At 59.8% G+C, this 18,182-nt stretch carries 12 protein-coding genes and 5 pseudogenes; 14 read left to right on the top strand and 3 right to left on the bottom strand.

Annotation, left to right across the window (positions count from 1 at the left end; genetic code table 11):
- The 7 genes and pseudogenes from HA48_RS16720 to phnE (HA48_RS16690) form a co-directional block, all read left to right on the top strand.
- Positions 1–327: pseudogene (locus HA48_RS16720) on the top strand (amidohydrolase family protein); the annotation flags it as partial.
- Positions 327–863 (top strand): ribose 1,5-bisphosphokinase, encoded by a 537-nt coding sequence (gene phnN, locus HA48_RS16715; protein ID WP_128602330.1) that lies wholly within the window; start codon positions 327–329, stop codon positions 861–863. The pseudogene HA48_RS16720 and the gene phnN, both read left to right, overlap by 1 nt.
- Positions 860–1,630 carry a phosphonate metabolism protein PhnP gene (gene phnP, locus HA48_RS16710; RefSeq protein ID WP_128602329.1) on the top strand — a complete coding sequence of 257 codons (771 nt, stop codon included), beginning with the start codon at positions 860–862 and terminating at the stop codon, positions 1,628–1,630. The genes phnN and phnP overlap by 4 nt, the downstream gene beginning before the upstream one ends.
- Before the next feature lie 79 nt (positions 1,631–1,709).
- Positions 1,710–2,540 (top strand): phosphonate ABC transporter ATP-binding protein, encoded by an 831-nt coding sequence (gene phnC, locus HA48_RS16705; RefSeq protein WP_128602328.1) that lies wholly within the window; start codon positions 1,710–1,712, stop codon positions 2,538–2,540.
- A gap of 26 nt (positions 2,541–2,566) precedes the next feature.
- Positions 2,567–3,496, top strand: a complete 930-nt coding sequence (gene phnD / locus HA48_RS16700) for a phosphonate ABC transporter substrate-binding protein (RefSeq protein WP_128602327.1) — start codon at positions 2,567–2,569, stop codon at positions 3,494–3,496.
- Between the two features lie 123 nt (positions 3,497–3,619).
- Positions 3,620–4,483 (top strand): phosphonate ABC transporter, permease protein PhnE, encoded by an 864-nt coding sequence (gene phnE, locus HA48_RS16695; protein ID WP_128602326.1) that lies wholly within the window; start codon positions 3,620–3,622, stop codon positions 4,481–4,483.
- Positions 4,480–5,364, top strand: coding sequence for a phosphonate ABC transporter, permease protein PhnE (gene phnE / locus HA48_RS16690; RefSeq protein ID WP_128602325.1), 885 nt, complete (start codon positions 4,480–4,482; stop codon positions 5,362–5,364). Before phnE (HA48_RS16695) ends, phnE (HA48_RS16690) begins: the two co-directional genes overlap by 4 nt.
- On the opposite strand, the gene HA48_RS16685 is transcribed toward phnE (HA48_RS16690), so the two are convergent.
- The gene (locus tag HA48_RS16685) at positions 5,318–7,903 is read right to left on the bottom strand and encodes an ATP-binding protein (RefSeq protein ID WP_128602324.1); all 2,586 of its coding nucleotides are present in this window, start codon (positions 7,901–7,903) and stop codon (positions 5,318–5,320) included. The genes phnE (HA48_RS16690) and HA48_RS16685 overlap by 47 nt on opposite strands.
- A gap of 175 nt (positions 7,904–8,078) precedes the next feature.
- On the opposite strand from HA48_RS16685, the gene HA48_RS16680 reads away from it, so the two are divergent.
- The 4 genes and pseudogenes from HA48_RS16680 (at position 8,079) to HA48_RS16665 (ending at position 12,447) form a co-directional block, all read left to right on the top strand.
- Positions 8,079–9,584, top strand: a complete 1,506-nt coding sequence (locus tag HA48_RS16680; protein ID WP_128602323.1) for a sugar ABC transporter ATP-binding protein — start codon at positions 8,079–8,081, stop codon at positions 9,582–9,584.
- A 10-nt stretch (positions 9,585–9,594) separates the two neighbouring features.
- Positions 9,595–10,577 (top strand): annotated as a pseudogene (locus HA48_RS16675) (ABC transporter permease subunit).
- Between the two features lie 177 nt (positions 10,578–10,754).
- Positions 10,755–11,693 (top strand): ABC transporter substrate-binding protein, encoded by a 939-nt coding sequence (locus tag HA48_RS16670; RefSeq protein ID WP_128602322.1) that lies wholly within the window; start codon positions 10,755–10,757, stop codon positions 11,691–11,693.
- Between the two features lie 71 nt (positions 11,694–11,764).
- Positions 11,765–12,447: pseudogene (locus HA48_RS16665) on the top strand (D-lyxose/D-mannose isomerase).
- A gap of 49 nt (positions 12,448–12,496) precedes the next feature.
- On the opposite strand, the gene HA48_RS16660 reads toward HA48_RS16665, so the two are convergent.
- Complete coding sequence (locus tag HA48_RS16660; RefSeq protein ID WP_128602321.1) at positions 12,497–13,243, bottom strand: response regulator; 747 nt, start codon at positions 13,241–13,243, stop codon at positions 12,497–12,499.
- A gap of 413 nt (positions 13,244–13,656) precedes the next feature.
- On the opposite strand from HA48_RS16660, the pseudogene HA48_RS16655 reads away from it, so the two are divergent.
- From HA48_RS16655 to HA48_RS16645, 3 genes and pseudogenes are all read left to right on the top strand, one after another.
- Positions 13,657–14,954 (top strand): annotated as a pseudogene (locus HA48_RS16655) (NCS2 family permease).
- 160 nt (positions 14,955–15,114) lie between these two features.
- On the top strand, positions 15,115–15,462 hold the full coding sequence (gene yajD / locus HA48_RS16650; protein ID WP_128602320.1) for an HNH nuclease YajD: 348 nt from the start codon (positions 15,115–15,117) through the stop codon (positions 15,460–15,462).
- Positions 15,463–15,830: 368 nt separating this feature from the next.
- Positions 15,831–16,301: a hypothetical protein gene (locus HA48_RS16645; RefSeq protein ID WP_244182889.1), complete on the top strand. Its 471-nt coding sequence runs from the start codon at positions 15,831–15,833 to the stop codon at positions 16,299–16,301.
- Positions 16,302–16,350: 49 nt separating this feature from the next.
- Here HA48_RS16645 and HA48_RS16640 read toward each other — a convergent pair.
- Positions 16,351–17,804, bottom strand: a pseudogene (locus tag HA48_RS16640) (AMP nucleosidase).
- Positions 17,805–18,182: the final 378 nt, after the last annotated feature.

Genomic DNA, 18,182 nt, shown 5'->3' with positions numbered 1-18,182 from the left:
CGCGCCCAATATCGTGCGCGGCGGCTCCCACTCCGGCAACGTGGCAGCATGGGAGCTGGCGAGCCACAATCTGCTGGATATCCTCTCCTCCGACTACTATCCGGCCAGTTTGCTGGACGCTGTGTTCCGGCTGGTGGCGGATGAGCGCAATAGCCTGACGCTGCCGCAGGCGGCGGCGCTGGTGACGCGCAATCCGGCCGCGCCATCGGCCTGCACGATCGCGGCACCATCGCTGAGGGCCTGCGCGCCGATCTGGTACTGGCACACACCGACCACGGTCATGTGCATATTCGTCACGTCTGGTCGCAGGGCAGGCAGGTGTTCTGATGGCGCGCCTGATCTGGCTGACCGGGCCTTCGGGCGCGGGCAAAGACAGCCTGCTGAACGCGCTGCGCGAAGCACCCCCGGCCAATCTGGTGATCGCCCATCGTTACATTACGCGCCCGGCCGATGCGGGAGGCGAAAACCATGTGGCGCTGAGCGAAGCCGAATTTCGCCGGCGCGCAGCGCTGGGGCTGTTCGCCATCAGCTGGCAGGCACACGGCTTCAGCTATGCGCTCGGTGAAGAGATCGACCACTGGCTGGCGCGCGGATTAAACGTGCTGGTCAACGGCTCACGTCTGCATCTGCCCATTGTGCAGCAGCACTACGGCGCGCGGCTGCTGCCGCTGGTGCTGCAGGTGTCGCCGACGGTACTGGCGGCGCGGCTGCGCCAGCGCGGCCGTGAAAGTGATGCCGAGATTGATCAACGGCTGGCGCGAGCGGCGGAACCGCTGCCCGCGCACTGCTATCCGCTTAATAACGACGGCGCGCTCATCGATACCCTCGATCAGCTGCGCCGGCTGCTGGAGCATCCGCCATGAAACTCACTTTTCTCGGTACCGGTGGCGTGCAGTCTGCGCCGCTGTTTGGCTGCGACTGCCACGCCTGCGAACGGGCACGGCATGATCCCCGGCGCGCGCGCGGCGCCACCAGTGCGCTGATCGATACCGGCCGCGAGCGCATTCTGCTGGATGCCGGCCTGCCGGATCTGCACCAGCGCTTTCAGCCTGGCGAGTTGAGCCGCATCGTGCTGACGCATTTTCATATGGATCACGTAGCGGGGTTGTTTAGCCTGCGCTGGGGCAGGGGCGATCCAATCCCGGTGTGGGCTCCGCCAGATGAGAAGGGGTGTGACGATCTGTTTAAGCACCCCGGTCTGCTGGATTTCCGCCCGGCGTTAACGCCATTTATCGCCCACAGCTTTGGTGCGCTGCAGATTACGCCGCTGCCGCTCCTGCACTCAAAACTCACTTATGGCTATCTGTTTGACTGGCACGGCACGCGGCTGGCGTGGCTGTGTGACACCTGCGGTTTACCGCCGGAGACTGCCGATTTCCTGCAGGGACAGCCGCTCGATCAGCTGGTGATTGACTGTAACGATCCGCCGCGCGAAACCGTGCGCAATCACAACGATATCACCCGCGCGCTACAGATTATTGCGCAGCTGGCGCCGCGTCAGGCGTGGCTGGTGCACCTCAGCCATGAGATGGATAACTGGTTGCTCAATAACAGATTACCGGCGCACGTGCAGCCCGCACGCGACGGCCAGCAGATTAGCATCGGTTCGCTGCACGCTGTCACGGTTTAATCACGGTTCTGTCATCAGTCGTTCATCGGATATGGCCGTAATAGCGGGCAATCAGATCTCAGAAGATACGGAGTGCAATATGGCACAGGCATTACTGAAAACCGTGGTCGATAACCCTTTCGTTGCACCACATCCGGTCGGCCATAAAGTGCTGTCGGTACAGGGGCTGTGCAAATCCTGGGGTGAAAACCGCGTGCTGGATAACGTCAGCTTCGATCTGCATGCGGGCGAACTGGTGGCTGTTATCGGCCGCTCGGGCGCAGGCAAATCGACGCTGCTGCATATGCTGAATGGCACCATCTCCAGCAGCGCCGGGGCGATTCTCAGCCTGCGCCAGGGCGAGGCGGAGCGCAATGTGGTGCAGCTCAATAGCCGCCAGATGCGTGAGTGGCGCAGCGAGTGCGGCATGATCTTTCAGGACTTCTGCCTGGTGCCGCGCCTCGATGTGCTGACCAACGTGCTGCTGGGGCGCCTGAGCCAGACCTCCACGCTGAAATCCTTCTTCAAAGTGTTTTCCGAAACCGACCGCGCCCACGCCATTGAACTGCTGCAGTGGATGAACATGCTGCCACAGGCGCTGCAGCGCGCCGAGAACCTCTCCGGCGGCCAGATGCAGCGCGTGGCGATCTGCCGGGCGCTGATGCAGAACCCGAAAATTCTGCTGGCGGATGAGCCAGTAGCCTCACTCGATCCGAAGAACACAACGCGCATCATGGATGTGCTGCGCCAGGTGAGTGACCAGGGCATCAGCGTCATGGTGAACCTGCACTCGATTGAACTGGTGAAGCAGTACTGCACGCGCGTGATTGGTATTCAGCGCGGCAAAATGCTGTTCGACGGCCTGCCTGCGCAGTTAACCGACGGGCTGCTGCACGAACTGTACGGCGACGAAATTAACCAGCTCCACTAACTCCCACGGCAAGAGAAAATCCAAGCATGAAACTGACCTCCTTAGCTTTATTGACTGGCGCTCTGATGGCTTTTGGCGTTAACGCAGCGGATGCCCCTAAAGAGCTGAACCTGGGTATTCTTGGCGGCCAGAACGCCACCCAGCAAATCGGCGACAATCAGTGCGTCAAAACCTTTTTCGATAAAGAGCTGGGCGTAGAGACCAAACTGCGCAACTCCTCGGACTACGCGGGTGTGATTCAGGGCCTGCTGGGCAAGAAGATCGATATGGTGCTGAGCATGTCGCCGGCGTCGTATGCCTCGGTCTATCTGCAGGACCCGAAGGCCGTGGATGTGGTCGGGATTGTGGTGGATGACAAAGATGGCTCGCAGGGCTACCACTCGGTGGTGATCGTCAAAGCCGATAGCCCCTACAAAAAGCTGGAGGACCTGAAAGGGAAATCCTTCGGTATGGCCGATCCGGACTCCACCTCTGGCTTCCTGATGCCGAACCAGGCCTTTAAAAAGACCTTTGGCGGTACGGTGGATGATAAGTACAACAACACCTTCTCCAGCGTGACCTTCTCTGGCGGCCATGAGCAAGATATCCTCGGCGTGTTGAACGGTCAGTTTGAGGGCGCCGTAACCTGGACCTCAATGATTGGCGACTACAACAGCGGCTATACCTCGGGCGCCTTTGGCCGTCTGATTCGCATGGATCATCCGGACCTGATGAAGCAGATCCGCATTATCTGGCAGTCGCCGCTGATCCCGAATGGCCCGATCCTCGTCAGCAACGCGCTGCCTGCCGATTTCAAAGCGAAAGTGGTGGCTGCCATCAAGAAGCTGGATAAAGAAGATCACAGCTGCTTTGTTAAAGCGGTAGGCGGACAGCAGCACATCGGCCCGGCAACCGTGGCGGATTACCAGAATATCATCGATATGAAGCGTGATTTGATGAAGGGTTCGCGCGGCTAGTGTGCGGCCATCCCATGAGAGGTGTGCATCATGGCACACCTCTCATGGCCGCGCAGGCAAGCCCGGGGTCGCCATGCATGGCGACCTGTTTACCTCGCAGGCGCCAACCAAAGGACTTCTCCCTTGACCGATTTTGAACACTACTACCAACGTATTCGCCGTCAGCAAAAGCGCGACACGCTGCTGTGGTCGCTGCTGCTGCTGGCGCTCTATCTGGCCGCTGGCAGTGTGGCGGAATTCAACCTGGTTACCGTCTGGCAGTCACTGCCACACTTCTTTGACTACATCGGTGAAACCCTGCCGGTGCTGCACTGGTCACTGCTGTTTGCGGATGGCAAAACCGAAGGCTCTCTGGCCTGGTGGGGGTATCGTCTGCACTTCCAGCTGCCGCTGATCTGGGAGACCCTGCAGCTTGCGATCTCCTCGACCATTGTGGCGGTCATCGTGGCTGCGGTGCTGGCCTTTTTCGCCGCCGATAACACCCACACGCCGCGCACGCTGCGCATGGCGATTCGCGCCTTTGTCGCCTTCCTGCGCACCATGCCAGAGCTGGCGTGGGCGGTGATGTTCGTGATGGCCTTCGGCATTGGCGCCATTCCCGGCTTTCTGGCGCTGGCGCTGCACACCGTGGGCAGCCTGACCAAACTGTTTTATGAGTCGATTGAGAGCGCCTCGGACAAACCGGTGCGCGGCCTGGCCGCCTGCGGTGCCAGCAAGTTGCAGCGTATGCGCTTTGCTTTCTGGCCGCAGGTCAAACCGGCCTTCCTCTCTTACAGCTTTATGCGGCTGGAGATTAACTTCCGCTCCTCGACCATTCTGGGGCTGGTGGGGGCGGGCGGTATTGGTCAGGAGCTGATGACCAACATCAAACTGGACCGTTACGATCAGGTCAGTATCACGCTGCTGCTGATCATTGTGGTGGTATCGCTGCTGGATACGCTCTCCGGCTGGCTGCGCCGCCGTGTGGTAGAAGGAAAGGTAACATGATCGCGTTAGCGCCCGACGTGGCGAAACTGAAACAGCAGCACGCCGCGCTGTTTGCCGTGCAGAATCGCTATCTGCGCCGTGTTGCTGTGGTGGCACTGGCGATCCTGCTCTACTACCTGTTCTTCTTTATGGTGTTCGGCATCGAATGGAGCCGTTTTGTCATCGGCTGCCAGCAGCTTGGCCGCTACTTTATGCGTATGTTTGTCTGGCAGGATTTCCTCAACTGGCCCTTTGGCTACTACTTTCAGCAGGTGGGGATTACCCTGGCAATTGTGTTTGCCGGCACGCTGACCGCATCGTTCATTGCGCTGCCGCTGTCGTTCCTGGCCGCGCGCAATGTGATGCACGATCCGCTCACCCGGCCGCTTTCGCTGCTGGTGCGACGTCTGCTGGATCTGCTGCGCGGTATTGATATGGCGATCTGGGGCCTGATCTTTGTCCGCGCCGTTGGCATGGGGCCGCTGGCGGGCGTGCTGGCGATTGTCATGCAGGATGTCGGGCTGCTCGGCAAGCTCTACGCGGAGGGGCACGAAGCGGTAGAGCGCTCGCCGGGCCGTGGGCTGAGCGCAGTCGGCGCGAACAGCCTGCAGAAACATCGCTACGGCATTTTCACCCAGTCTTTCCCCACCTTCCTCGCGCTCAGCCTGTACCAGATTGAGTCGAACACCCGTTCCGCCGCGGTGCTCGGTTTCGTCGGGGCCGGCGGTGTCGGCCTGGTCTATGCCGAAAATATGCGCCTGTGGAACTGGGATGTGGTGATGTTCCTTACCCTGATTTTGGTCGTGGTGGTGATGGTGATGGATGTTCTCTCCAGCAAGCTGCGCAAGCGCTATATCACCGGGAAAGGGGTGCCGCTGTGGCAGCCTGCCGCGCGCGACTAAGCCGTTCACTGCGCTGCCAGGCGCGCGCCAGCGCCTGAGCCAGCTGCGCCTGCTGCCAGGGTTTCGCCAGCCGTTCACACAGCGGCAGCGTGACCGGCGTCTGGCGCAGATCCTGCCCGCTGATCAGCAGCGTGGCCAGCTGCGGCCACTGCTGTTGCGCCTGGCGGATAACATCTGCGCCGTTTAGCGTACCCGGCAGCATCAAATCACTGATCAACATCTCGATATCCGGCGTCTGGCGCAGCAGCGTCAGCGCGGTTTCGCCGTCACTGCACTCCAGCGTCAGATAGCCCAGCTGATGCAGATGCTCACACAGCGTCTGGCGTACCGCCGGCTCATCGTCCAGCACCAGTACCAGGCGATCGCTGCGGGGTGCCGGGATAAAGGCCGGGGTTGGCGCCGCCGTCTGAACTGCCTCTGGCGCACGCGGCAGCAGCAGGCGCACGGTAGTTCCCTGGCCCGGCGCGGTCTCCAGCTCAATCTGCCCGCCGGACTGGCGTACAAAACCGTATACCATCGATAAGCCGAGGCCGCTGCCGCTGCCGGTGGCTTTGGTGGTAAAGAAGGGTTCAAACACCTGTTCGCGCACATCGGCGGACATGCCGCAACCGTGGTCAATCACCTCAATGGTGACGCGATCGCGCTTGCCCTCTTTCTCTACCGTCCGCTGATTCCAGATACGCAGGCGGATCTCACCGCTCTGCTTCTCCATCGCATCGCGCGCGTTCACCACCAAATTCATCAGCGCATTCTCCAGCTGGCCGGCATCGATCCACGCCGGCCAGCCAGGCCGCTGCGCATCCACCACCAGGTGCTGTCCGGGCAGCAGCGAGTGCTGCAGCAGCGACTGCAGGTTCTCTACCAGCTCAACTACCGACACGGCGCGGGGATAGAGCGCCTGTTTACGCGAAAAGGCCAGCAGGCGCTGCGTCAGCTGTGCCGCGCGGTCGGCCGCCTGACGTGCGCGTTCCACCCGGCTGGCGAGTGTGCCGGGCGGCAACTGATCGACGGTGAGCGCCAGGCTGCCGATGATCACCGCCAGCAAATTATTGAAGTCGTGTGCCAGTCCACCGGTCAGCTGGCCCACCGCCTTCATCTTCTGGCTGTGCAGCAGCGCCTCCTCCAGCGCCTTGCGCGTGGTGCGTTCCAGCACAGTATTGACCATACCCCGGCGCGGCACCGGGCTAAAGCGCAGCTCCAGGGTACGGCCATCCGGCAGGCGGACCTCCTGGGCGTCGTGCAGGCTGCCCAGCTGAGCGCCGATCCGATCCAGCAGATGCTGATAGTGCAGGCCACGGTGCAGCTCGCGCGGCGGAATGCCGAGGTGCTCCGCGTACTGCGCGTTCCATACCACCAGCTGGCCGCTGTTATCAAACAGGGCAAAGCCGTCGCGCATAGCGAGAAACGTTGACTCCAGCTGGTTGCTTTTCTCTTTCAGCAGCTGCGAGGTATGCGCCAGCGAGGCGGTATTCCGTGCGAAGACGTTAAATGCCCGCGCCAGATCGCCCAGCTCATCCCGTCGCGCCAGCCCCGGCACGCTGACGCTTTTCTCCCCCTGCGCCAGCCGCGTCATGGCGTGCGCGATGGCGGTCAGGCTGGAGCCAAGGTTGCGATAGATGTAGTAGCCGGCGTAGCCGGTAATCAGCAGCGCCAGCAGCATAAACAGCCCGATAAAACCGATAATGGACTCCAGCTCGCTGTGGGCGGTTTTGCTGCGCGCCTCGCTCTGCTGCGCCACCAGTTGCACGTAGTGCGTAATGTCGTCATTCAGCATCGCCACCAGCGCCTTGATACGGTAAGTCGCATAGGCGATAGCGATGTCGCTCTGCTCCAGCTGGTCGGCCACCGGCTGGAGCTGATAGCCGGTATTGATCAGGCGATCGCGCTGCATGGCCAGCACGCCCTGTAGCGGCAGGGCCGACCAAATGGGGAGTACGCTGGTGAGCTGCGCGACCGCCGCCTGCGGCGTGGCGGACTGAATCGCCACGTTAAGCAGCGCATCCGTTTGCTGGCGCAGCGGCAGAAACGCAGCATCGCGCGTGAGGGTATTGATGTGGTTGAGCAGCAGCTGCGCCTGCCACAGCCCGCTCAGCATGACGTTGCGCTGCAGGTGGCGCTGATGTCCCTCCATCAGCAGCTGGTTGATGCTCTGCTCCAGCATCTGGCTACGGTCGCGGATGCGCGCCAGCAGTGTCGGCTGCTGGGCGGCGAGCGGGGCGCTTGCCAGCTGCGACAAGGCGTGCTGCAGCGCCTGCTGCGTCTGCTGCAGGCGTGCGGATTCGCTCTGGTACTCCAGCGCGCCCACCACCTGCGCCAGCCGCACCGCGGCGGTTGCCACATTGGCGGTATCGCGCGCCAGCGCCAGGCTGCCGTTCATATCGGCCAGCGTCTGCGCCTGCGCCTGCTCCTGAATGTGACCGGCGTGGCGAAAGCCAAAAATGGCCACCAGGCTCACCGCCAGCGTTACGCTCACCACCAGCAGATTAAACAGCAGCAGACGGCCGCGTGCGCCGGCATGCCAGTGAAGAGTGTGTCTCATTATCGCTACCCTTTTGCCCGCCCGGTATCCGCCCGCAGCTGCCTGCGCTGCACAGGCTTTAGGATATAGCAGCGTGGCGGCGCGGAAATATGACAAATATGAACGGCCGCTGACATTTTCCATTTATCTGGCGTTGCTTAACTCGCTGACAACCACAAGCAGCAGGAGCATGGCGATGGCGGCGACACCGATATTAGAGATGCGGGAAATCACCCGACGCTTCGGCAGCTTTTATGCGCTAAAGGGCGTGGACCTGACGGTCTGGCCTGGCGAAGTGCATGCGCTGATGGGCGAAAACGGTGCCGGAAAGAGTACCTTAATGAAGATTCTGGCCGGTGCGTATACCGCCAGCAGCGGGGAGATATTTATCGATGGTCAGCCCTATACCATCAAAGGGCCAAAAGAGGCGCTGGCGGCAGGGATTACGCTGATCTACCAGGAGATCAATCTGGCCCCCAACCTGACGGTGGCGGAGAACATCTTTCTGGGCAGCGAAATCGCGCGCGGCGGTCTGGTGAAGCGGCGCCAGATGGCGGAAGAGGCGCAGCAGGTGATTAACCGGCTGGGTGCGCAGTTTAGCGCCACCGATCTGGTCAGCAGACTGAGCATCGCCGAGCAGCAGCAGGTGGAGATCGCCCGTGCGCTGCACCGTAAAAGCCGCATTCTGGTGATGGATGAGCCTACGGCTGCACTCTCCAATCGTGAAACTGAACAGCTGTTTGCCCTGATCAAACGCCTGCGCAGCGAAGGCATGGCCATTATCTACATCAGCCATCGCATGGCAGAGGTGTATGAGCTCTCCGATCGCGTCAGCGTACTGCGTGACGGCCAGTATGTGGGCAGCCTGACGCGTGAGCAGCTTAACGCCAGCGAGCTGGTGCGCATGATGGTCGGGCGCGCACTCAGCGATCTGTTTAACAAGGACCGGGATATTGCACCCGGCGAGATTCGTCTGGCGGTTAACCACCTGACGGACGGGCGCAAGGTGCATCCCGGCAGCCTGGCGGTTCGCGCCGGCGAGATTGTCGGCCTGGCGGGGCTGGTCGGTGCCGGGCGCAGCGAGCTGGCGCAGCTGATCTTCGGCGTGCACAAGCCGACCGGCGGCGAAATCTGGATTGACGGTGAAAAAGTACAGATTAGCTCGCCGCGCGAAGCGATTGCGCGCGGCATCGGTTTTCTGACCGAGAACCGCAAAGAGCAGGGGCTGTTTCTGGAGCTGGCGGCGCAGGAGAACATTGTGATGGCGACGCTGGAGCGCGATGCCCGTTATGGCCTGCTAAACCGGCGCAAGGGGCAGAAGATCGCCAGCGAGGCGATCGGCTCACTGAATATTCGGGTGCCGCATGCGCAGGTGCGTGCCGGTGGCTTGTCCGGTGGTAACCAGCAGAAGTTGCTGATCTCACGCTGGGTCTCAATTGCCCCACGCATCCTTATTCTGGATGAGCCGACGCGCGGCGTGGATGTCGGGGCCAAGAGCGAAATCTACCGCATGATGAACCAGATGGCGCGGCAGGGCGTGGCGATTTTGATGATCTCCAGTGAGCTGCCGGAAGTGGTAGGCATGAGCGATCGCGTATACGTGATGCGGGAAGGCACCATTGCCGGCGAGCTGAGCGGTGACGCCATCAGCCAGGAAAATATTATGACACTGGCCACCGGCGCGCAGCCGGTACAGGCCTGAGGAGATCGCGATGACCAGTGAAACCGCACGCGTCAAGAGCCCGACGCTGAAACGGGCGTTGATGAGTGACCTGCTACAAACTGTCGGCATCCTGCCGATTCTGATCCTGATCGTGGCGGTATTTGGTTTTGTCGCCCCAAACTTCTTTACCGAGGCCAACCTGCTGAATATCACCCGGCAGGCCTCAATCAATATCGTACTGGCGGCGGGGATGACCTTTGTCATCCTGACCGGCGGTATCGATCTCTCCGTCGGCTCCATGCTCGGGACCACGGCGGTGGTTGCCATGGTGGTATCGCTTGATCCGGCGTTTGCCGGTCTGACCATTCCCGCCGCGCTGGGAGCCGGCCTGATTATGGGCCTGTTTAACGGCCTGCTGGTGGCCGGCGCCGGTCTGCCACCGTTTATTGTGACGCTCGGTACCTATACCGCGCTGCGCGGGGCGGCTTATCTGCTGGCGGATGGCACCACGGTAATCAATTCCGACATCAATTTTGAGTGGATAGCAACGGTTACCTGGGGCCGGTGCCGTGGCTGATCATCATCGCTTTTGCGGTGATTGCGCTGTGCTGGTTCATCCTGCGCCGCACCACGCTGGGTGTGCACATCTACGCGGTGGGCGGCAACATGCAGGCCGCGCGCCTGACCGGGATTAAAGTGGGCGCGGTGCTGGTGTTTGTCTACGCCATGAGCGGTCTGCTCTCCGGGCTCGGCGGCCTGATGAGCGCCTCACGGTTATACAGCGCCAACGGCAACCTCGGCGTGGGGTATGAGCTGGATGCGATTGCAGCGGTGATCCTCGGCGGTACCAGTTTTGTGGGCGGCATCGGCACTATTACCGGCACGCTGATTGGTGCGTTAATTATCGCCACGCTGAATAACGGCATGACGCTGATGGGGGTCTCCTATTTCTGGCAACTGGTGATTAAGGGCGCGGTGATCATTATCGCGGTGTTGATCGACAAGTACCGTACCCGCCATCACGTGAGTTGAAGAGCTGGTTTATTTGCCATTTTGGCACCGGGCAGTGCTCGCAATCCTCACGTACTTCAGTACGCTCCGGTTGCTGCGCGCTGGCCGTCACCAAACCAGCTGCGCCAATACGCCCTTGAAAACCGTGGTGACCCTATGGTCACCGATAAAAACGAAGTAAGCAGGAGAACATCGACTATGCGTTTTAATCCGATTATTACCGGACTGCTGGCCGCCACGCTGTTCAGTGCGCCTTTTGTGCAGGCCAAAGAGCTGAAATCCATTGGTGTCACCGTGGGCGATCTCGCCAACCCGTTCTTCGTGCAGATCACCAAAGGCGCTGAACTCAAGGCGCGGGAGCTGGCGGGCGACAAGGTCAACGTCACGCTGGTCTCCAGCGGCTATGACCTCGGCCAGCAGGTGGCGCAGATAGATAACTTCATTGCCGCCAAAGTTGACATGATCATCCTCAACGCCGCCGACTCCAAAGGCATCGCGCCAGCGGTAAAGCGTGCGCGTGACGCGGGCATCGTGGTGGTGGCGGTTGACGTGGCGGCCGACGGGGCCAATGCCACCATCACCTCTGATAACACCCAGGCCGGCGCAATGGCCTGTAAATACATCTCCGATCGCCTGAAAGCCAAAGGCAACGTGGTGATCATTAACGGACCGCCGGTCTCCGCAGTGCAAAACCGTGTGGAAGGCTGCATGAACGAGCTGAAAACCCATCCGGACATTAAGCTGCTCTCTTACAACCAGAATGCCAAAGGCAGCCGCGAAGGCGGACTGGAAGTGATGACCGGCCTGCTGTCGGCGAATCCGAAAATTGATGCCGTGTTTGCCATCAACGATCCGACCGCTATCGGGGCCGATCTGGCGGCAAAACAGGCGCAGCGTAACGAATTCTTTATTGTGGGCGTCGATGGATCGCCGGATGGCGAAGAGGCGCTGAAGCGTAAGGGCTCGCTGTTCGTGGCAACCCCAGCGCAGGACCCGCAGGTGATGGCGGCGAAAGCGGTAGAGATTGGTTATGACATCCTGCAGGGCAAACCGGCGCCGGATAAGCCGGTATTGATTCCGGTGACGCTGATCGATCGTAACAGCGTCGGCAGCTATAAAGGCTGGACCGTGAAATAAGTGCGTCTCCCCTCCGGGCACGCATTTATGCGCCGCCCGGAGGGATCCCGCCCCTGACGTGAGGAGCTTTCATGCAACGCTCTGAAGTGAATGCGATCTTACAACGTACCCGCAAATTCTTTATGCGCCAGGATGTGCACCTGCCGCCATGGGCAGACTATGGCCTGAGCCAGTGGCGCGCACTTGACCGCGCCGCCGCCGACGAACTGCTGGCGCTGCATCTGGCTGGGATGTCACCAGCTTCGGCGCAGACGATTTCGCCCAAAGCGGCCTCACCCTGTTTACCCTGCGCAACGGTTCGCGCGGCGGTCAGCCGTGGGGCAAACCCTATGCCGAGAAGATTATGCACGTGCGCGAAGGGCAGGTGACGCCGATGCACTACCATCCGCAAAAGATGGAGGACATCATTAACCGTGGCGGCGGCAATCTGATTGTGACGCTGCACAACCGTGAGGGCGATCGGCTGGCAGACTCCCCGGTTAACGTCACGCTCGACGGCATCCGGCAGACACACGCGGCGGGCGCACAGCTGCGCCTGTCACCGGGAGAGAGCGTCACGCTGCTGCCCGGCATCTGGCATAGCTTTTGGGGGGAGGAGGGCTATGGCGATGTGCTGGTCGGCGAAGTCTCCATGCCCAATGACGATGAGCACGACAACGTGTTCCTCACGCCGCTGGCCCGTTTCAACCCGATAGATGAAGATGAAGCGCCGCGCTGGCTGTTGTGCAACGAATATCACCGCTGGCTGGCCTGACAGGCGAAGCACGCGCCTGCACGTTTAGCCAGATGCAGCGCCGGATGGCTCAGGCAATTTGCGTCTCCCGCGCCGGTGAGGGCGGGCGCATCACGTCAGCAGAGAACACATAGCCCAGCCCGCGTATGGTACGAATCAGGCTTGGCTGGTGCGGATTCGCTTCAATTTTGCGCCGCAGCCGCATGATCAGCACGTCAATGGTGCGGTCGAAGACATCCAGACTTTCGCTGTGTGTCAGCTCCAGCAGCTGATCGCGCGTCAGCACCTTACGCGCGTGGGCAACCAGCGCACGCAGCAGGGTATATTCGCCCTGCGTCAGCGGGACGCTCTCGCGCTGTGGATTAAACAGCTGGCAGCGCGCATCATCCAGCCGCCAGCCGTTAAACTGCCAGCCCTCTTCCGTCACGCTCTCCGGCTGGGCAAGACGTCCGCAGCGACGCAGAGCGGCACGGGCGCGCGCCACCACCACACGCGGATTAAACGGTTTGGCGATGTAGTCGTCTGCGCCCATCTCCAGCCCCACCACCATATCCGCTTCCGAGCCCATGCCGGTTAGCATGATCACCAGCACATCGGGACGCTGACGCTGCATCTGCTGCAGCACCAGCAGGCCGTTGGTATCCGGCAACATCATATCCAGCATCACCAGTGAAATTTCCGGATGCTGTGCCAGCAGCCCCAGCGCATCACGTCCCTGATGACAGCTGTAGACGGTAAACACATGTTCACTCAGCACATCGTGCAGTAATTCACAGATGGCACGATCATCATCAACGACCAGAATCGCGGGCTTCATTGCACTGCCTCTTTTTGTAGCGAAAGGGTTAAAGGCAGTGTAACCCGGCGTTTTTTAACCGCTCACTGCAGCATCAGAAACGTGAGCGGCATCGCCTGGCAGAGTGTGAAAGCGTGCGTTACCGCAATATTTCGTCGCGTGACTATTGAGGCAGGGAAAACGATTGCGCAGCAGCGGGGCAATGCACCATAATCGCGCCTCGTGCGGGTTCAGAATTATCTTAACTGCAGTGGTATTCTGACGCGTAATCGATTGCCTACAGGAGTGGCATAGCGCTTGCTATGCAGACAGGGGAAAGCGGAAGGTGTGAAACCTTGCGTCTGGCGTGCTCGCTTTCATCAATACAATAAATCAGCGGTTAACCACATTGGCAAGTGAGAACGGCTCTGCGCCGTCTCCGCTCACGAGAGATGATGATGTTAGAAAAACTCTTCAAACTGAAAGCGCACAACACCACGGTGCGTACGGAGATCATTGCCGGGATCACCACCTTCCTGGCGATGGCCTATATCCTGTTTGTAAACCCGAGCATTCTGGGCGCGACCGGTATGGATAAGGCTCGGTCTTTGTCGCCACCTGTCTGGCGGCAGCGATCGGGTCAATTTTGATGGGCCTGATTGCAAACTATCCCATTGCGCTGGCGCCAGGCATGGGGCTCAACGCCTTCTTCACCTACACCGTGGTGCTGCACATGGGTTACACCTGGCAGATTGCGCTGGGTGCGGTGTTCCTCTCGGCCGTGATCTTCTTTGCCCTGTCGATTTTCAAAATCCGTGAGTGGATTATTGCCAGCATTCCCCTGCCGCTGCGTGCCGGCATTGCCGCCGGTATTGGCCTGTTTCTGGCGCTGATTGCGCTGGAAGGCGCGGGCATCGTGGTGGACAATCCGGCGACGCTGGTGGGCCTGGGCGATTTGACTAAACCGGGCCCGCTGCTGGCGCTGCTCGGCTTCTTTATCATTGTGGTGCTGGAAGCGCGTCGCGTCACCGGCGCGGTGCTGATCGGTATTCTGGTTGTCACCTTTATCTCGATGGGCATTGGCCTGACGCCGTTTGGCGGCGTATTCTCCGCGCCACCGTCGATTGCGCCGACCTTTATGCAGCTGGACATTGCGGGCGCCTTCAACGTGGGCCTGGTCAGTGTGATCTTCGCTTTCCTGTTTGTGGATGTCTTCGATAACACCGGTACGCTGCTGGGCGTGACCAAACGTGCCGGCCTGGCCGATGAGCAGGGTAACGTGCCGAAGATGGGCCGGGCGTTGATCGCCGACAGTGCCGCCGCCCTGTTTGGCTCGCTGCTGGGGACCTCAACCACCACCAGCTACGTGGAGTCTGCGGCTGGCGTGAGCGCCGGCGGCCGTACCGGTCTGACGGCCATCGTCGTGGCAATCCTGTTCCTGCTCAGCCTGTTCTTCTCGCCGCTGGCGGGCAGCGTACCGGTTTATGCGACCGCGCCTGCACTGCTGTTTGTGGCCGTACTGATGGCGTCCGGCCTGGCAGAGATTGACTGGAAAGATGTGACCACCGCCGCGCCGGTAACGGTGACGGCATTAACGATGCCGCTGACCTACTCCATCGCCAACGGTATTGCTTTTGGCTTTATTACCTGGACGGTCGTAAAACTGCTGAGCGGCCGCACCAAAGAGATCAATGCCGCCCTGGTAATCCTCTCTGTGCTGTTTGTCATCAAGCTGGGCTGGTTAAGCGCCTGATGAAGGAAACGGAAGCCCGCCCGGGCTTCCGTGTCTGCTGTGATACGCGAATGCATCAACCCATGCGACACGGCTTATCGCGCTTGATGTTCCCCCTTAAGCGAGCTAGCCTGCCTGACACACAATGATGTTTCTCCCTTTTTAACAGGTATTATCGGCAATGGCTCTGATCCCTAAAAATTACTCCCGGCTGGAAAGCGGCTATCGTGAGAAGGCGTTAAAAATCTATCCCTGGGTGTGCGGACGCTGTTCGCGCGAGTTTGTTTACTCCAACCTGCGTGAATTAACGGTTCACCATATCGATCACGACCATACCAATAACCCTGAAGATGGCAGTAACTGGGAGCTACTGTGCCTCTATTGTCACGATCACGAGCACTCGAAGTACACAGAGGCCGATCAGTATGGCACCAACGTTGTGGCGGGTGAGGATGCGCAAAAGGATGTCGGTGCAGCAACCTATAATCCCTTTGCCGATTTAAAATCGATGCTCTATAAAAAGAGTTAGCACGCGCCGGTACGGGCGACGTCAGCTCTGCGTCAGGTACGTTAGTGACGGGTTTGGCTATTGAACATCAATCTCTCCTTCAGTAGCCAGGCCGACATACAGCATGAAAGGCTCCTCTAAACACATGGCTGATTTCGTTGCTGGCCATCATTTGCCCTCCATCTCCTTACTGCCTTTTCCTGTAAGTTTTTCTGCGACGCTATACGTGCAGTCTGCCAAACGACAGGGGCTAAACGCTGCCATGAAATCCACCAGCGCAATTTTTTTACTGCGAATGGCGGGAACGTGGAATGTTTACCGCGCGCCGGTCTGCTTTAATAGCGTGAGGGTAACGCAAGGGTACGGGATGTCAGGTGACGGGAGAGAGAATGGATAACGCCATTTACACGCTGTGCCACGTGAAACGGCCCGTTATTTATACGCGAAGAGACCGGGGAGAACCTCAAATGGAAAAGTTAACTAAACGCATTGACGGACTGGAGAGAACCACCCGGCTACTACAGCAGGACGTGGCGGTCTTAACCGCGCAAGCGGAACACATTGCGACGAAGGCAGATATTGCCGATTTGCGCACGGAGCAGGGGCTGTTACATCTTGAGCTTATCGGCGAGATCGGTCAGCTGGAGAGGCGCGTGGACAATAAATTTGTACAGATGGAAAGGAAGTTTGAAGCGAGGTTTGAAAACATTGACAGGAAGTTTGACAACATTGACAGGAAGTTTGACAACATTGACATGAGATTTGACAGATTAAACGATCGGCTGACCTGGAGCATCATGGTGCCGGCCATCCTCGCGGTACTCGCCTGGTTTGTGAAAGTCGCGGTGCTAAAGATCTGAACGCTATCCACAGCGTGGCCGGCCCCGGGCAGGGCCGGCGCATCCGGCGTTATCTGAACGGCGGTTCGTTAAAGGTGCGCAGCTTCCTGGAGTGCAGCTTATCGCCTTCAGCGCGCAGCAGTTCAACTGCACAGATACCAATCTGCAGGTGCTCTGAGATTGCCCCCTCATAGAAGCGGTTCGCCTGACCGGGCAGCTTGATCTCACCGTGCAGCGGTTTATCAGAGACGCACAGCAGCGTGCCGTAAGGGACCCGGAAGCGGTAACCCTGTGCGGCAATGGTGGCGCTCTCCATATCGACCGCCACTGCGCGGCTAAGGTTAAAGCGCAGCGCCGACGCCGAGTAGCGCAACTCCCAGTTACGATCGTCGGTGGTAACGACCGTACCGGTTCGCAGGCGCTGTTTAACCTCTTCACCCGGCATACCGCTCACTGACTTGGTGGCGTCATACAGGGCACGCTGAACTTCCGCAATGCTCGGGATCGGGATATCCGGCGGCAGCACGCTATCCAGCACGTGATCGTCACGCAGATAAGCATGGGCCAGCACGTAGTCGCCAATGCGCTGACTCTCACGCAGTCCGCCGCAGTGGCCAATCATCAGCACGCGTGCGGGCGCACCACCGCGAGGTGATCGCAAATCGTCTTGGCATTTGATGGGCCCACGCCGATATTCACCAGCGTGATGCCGCGCCGGTTCGGCGAAGTCAGGTGCCAGGCCGGCATCTGATGCTTCTTCCACGCCAGGTCGGACATCATCGCAGTCGGGTCTGCCGTTTCCGCCGTGATCACCACATCCCCGGCGCAGGCCAGGCTGTCGTAAGGCGTATTCGGGTCCTGAACTTGCTCAATGGCCCAGCGCACAAACTCATCGACGTAGCGCGTATAGTTGGTAAACAGCACAAAGGGCTGGAAATGTTCAACGGCGGTGCCGGTGTAGTGGCGCAGACGTGCCAGCGAGAAATCGGTGCGCAGCGCATCGAAGTGCGACAGCGGGAAAATGGCGTCGGCGTGGAACAGCCCGTCAGCCGTCTCATCACCAATCTGTGAGAGCTCAGTGGTGGGAAAATGGCGGGCGATGCTGGCGCTCATTGAGCGGTCCAGCGACAGATCAGAGCCATCAATCACATATGGGAAAGGGATCTCCTGCTGTGACGGCCCCACCTCAATCAGCACGTCATACTCTTTTTCAATCATCTGCAGCTGTTCGCTGAGATAGTGTCGTAACAGCGCAGGGCGGGTAATGGTGGTGCTGTAGCGGCCAGTATGCGTAAAACGGCCCCAGGCGCGGGTGCGGTTTTGCTGTGGGCCTTCGCCCTGCCAGGTGATGCGCAGTTCCGGATAGACAAACAGCCCCTGCTGGCGCGCTGCCTCATCTGGCAGCGTGCCCTGTGCGGTGAAATCACGTATCGCGCTGCGCAGGGCGTTGACCGCATCGTCATACAGTCGTTCCAGCTCATCCAGCGCCTGCCGGGTAGTTAAGCCGTTCCGTTGCGTATTCATAGGTTCTCCTTGAGGAAACGTGGACCAGTTTGACCAGAGCATAGCGGATAACGCGCTCATTACGATGAAGAATCTGTGATCGAACGCATTCTGCACTATCGCGGTGCTGGTGCGTTACGTAAGGCTGGCTATGTTTATTGATCAAGCAGGGATGCCACGTCGCGTATTTTCAGCGTTAGCGCGATGCCGCTGCAAAAAATTGTCACCGACCGTCTTCTCTGGCGAGCTTTTTGCTTATATCTCAACCGTGGCGCCCCATGCCACACTGCTTCCGAAGTGTTTCAAATTGATCTCTCCCAGGCCGTGGTATGGCTCCGTTCCTGACCCGTTGAGGATTGAAAGCATGTCTTTGAAATTCACAAAAAACCCTTTGAAGGT

The sequence above is a fragment of the Pantoea wallisii genome, assembly GCF_002095485.1.
GTDB lineage: Bacteria > Pseudomonadota > Gammaproteobacteria > Enterobacterales > Enterobacteriaceae > Pantoea > Pantoea wallisii.
Note: the sequence above shows the minus strand (reverse complement) of the source record. Positions and strands in the feature narration are given on the sequence as shown.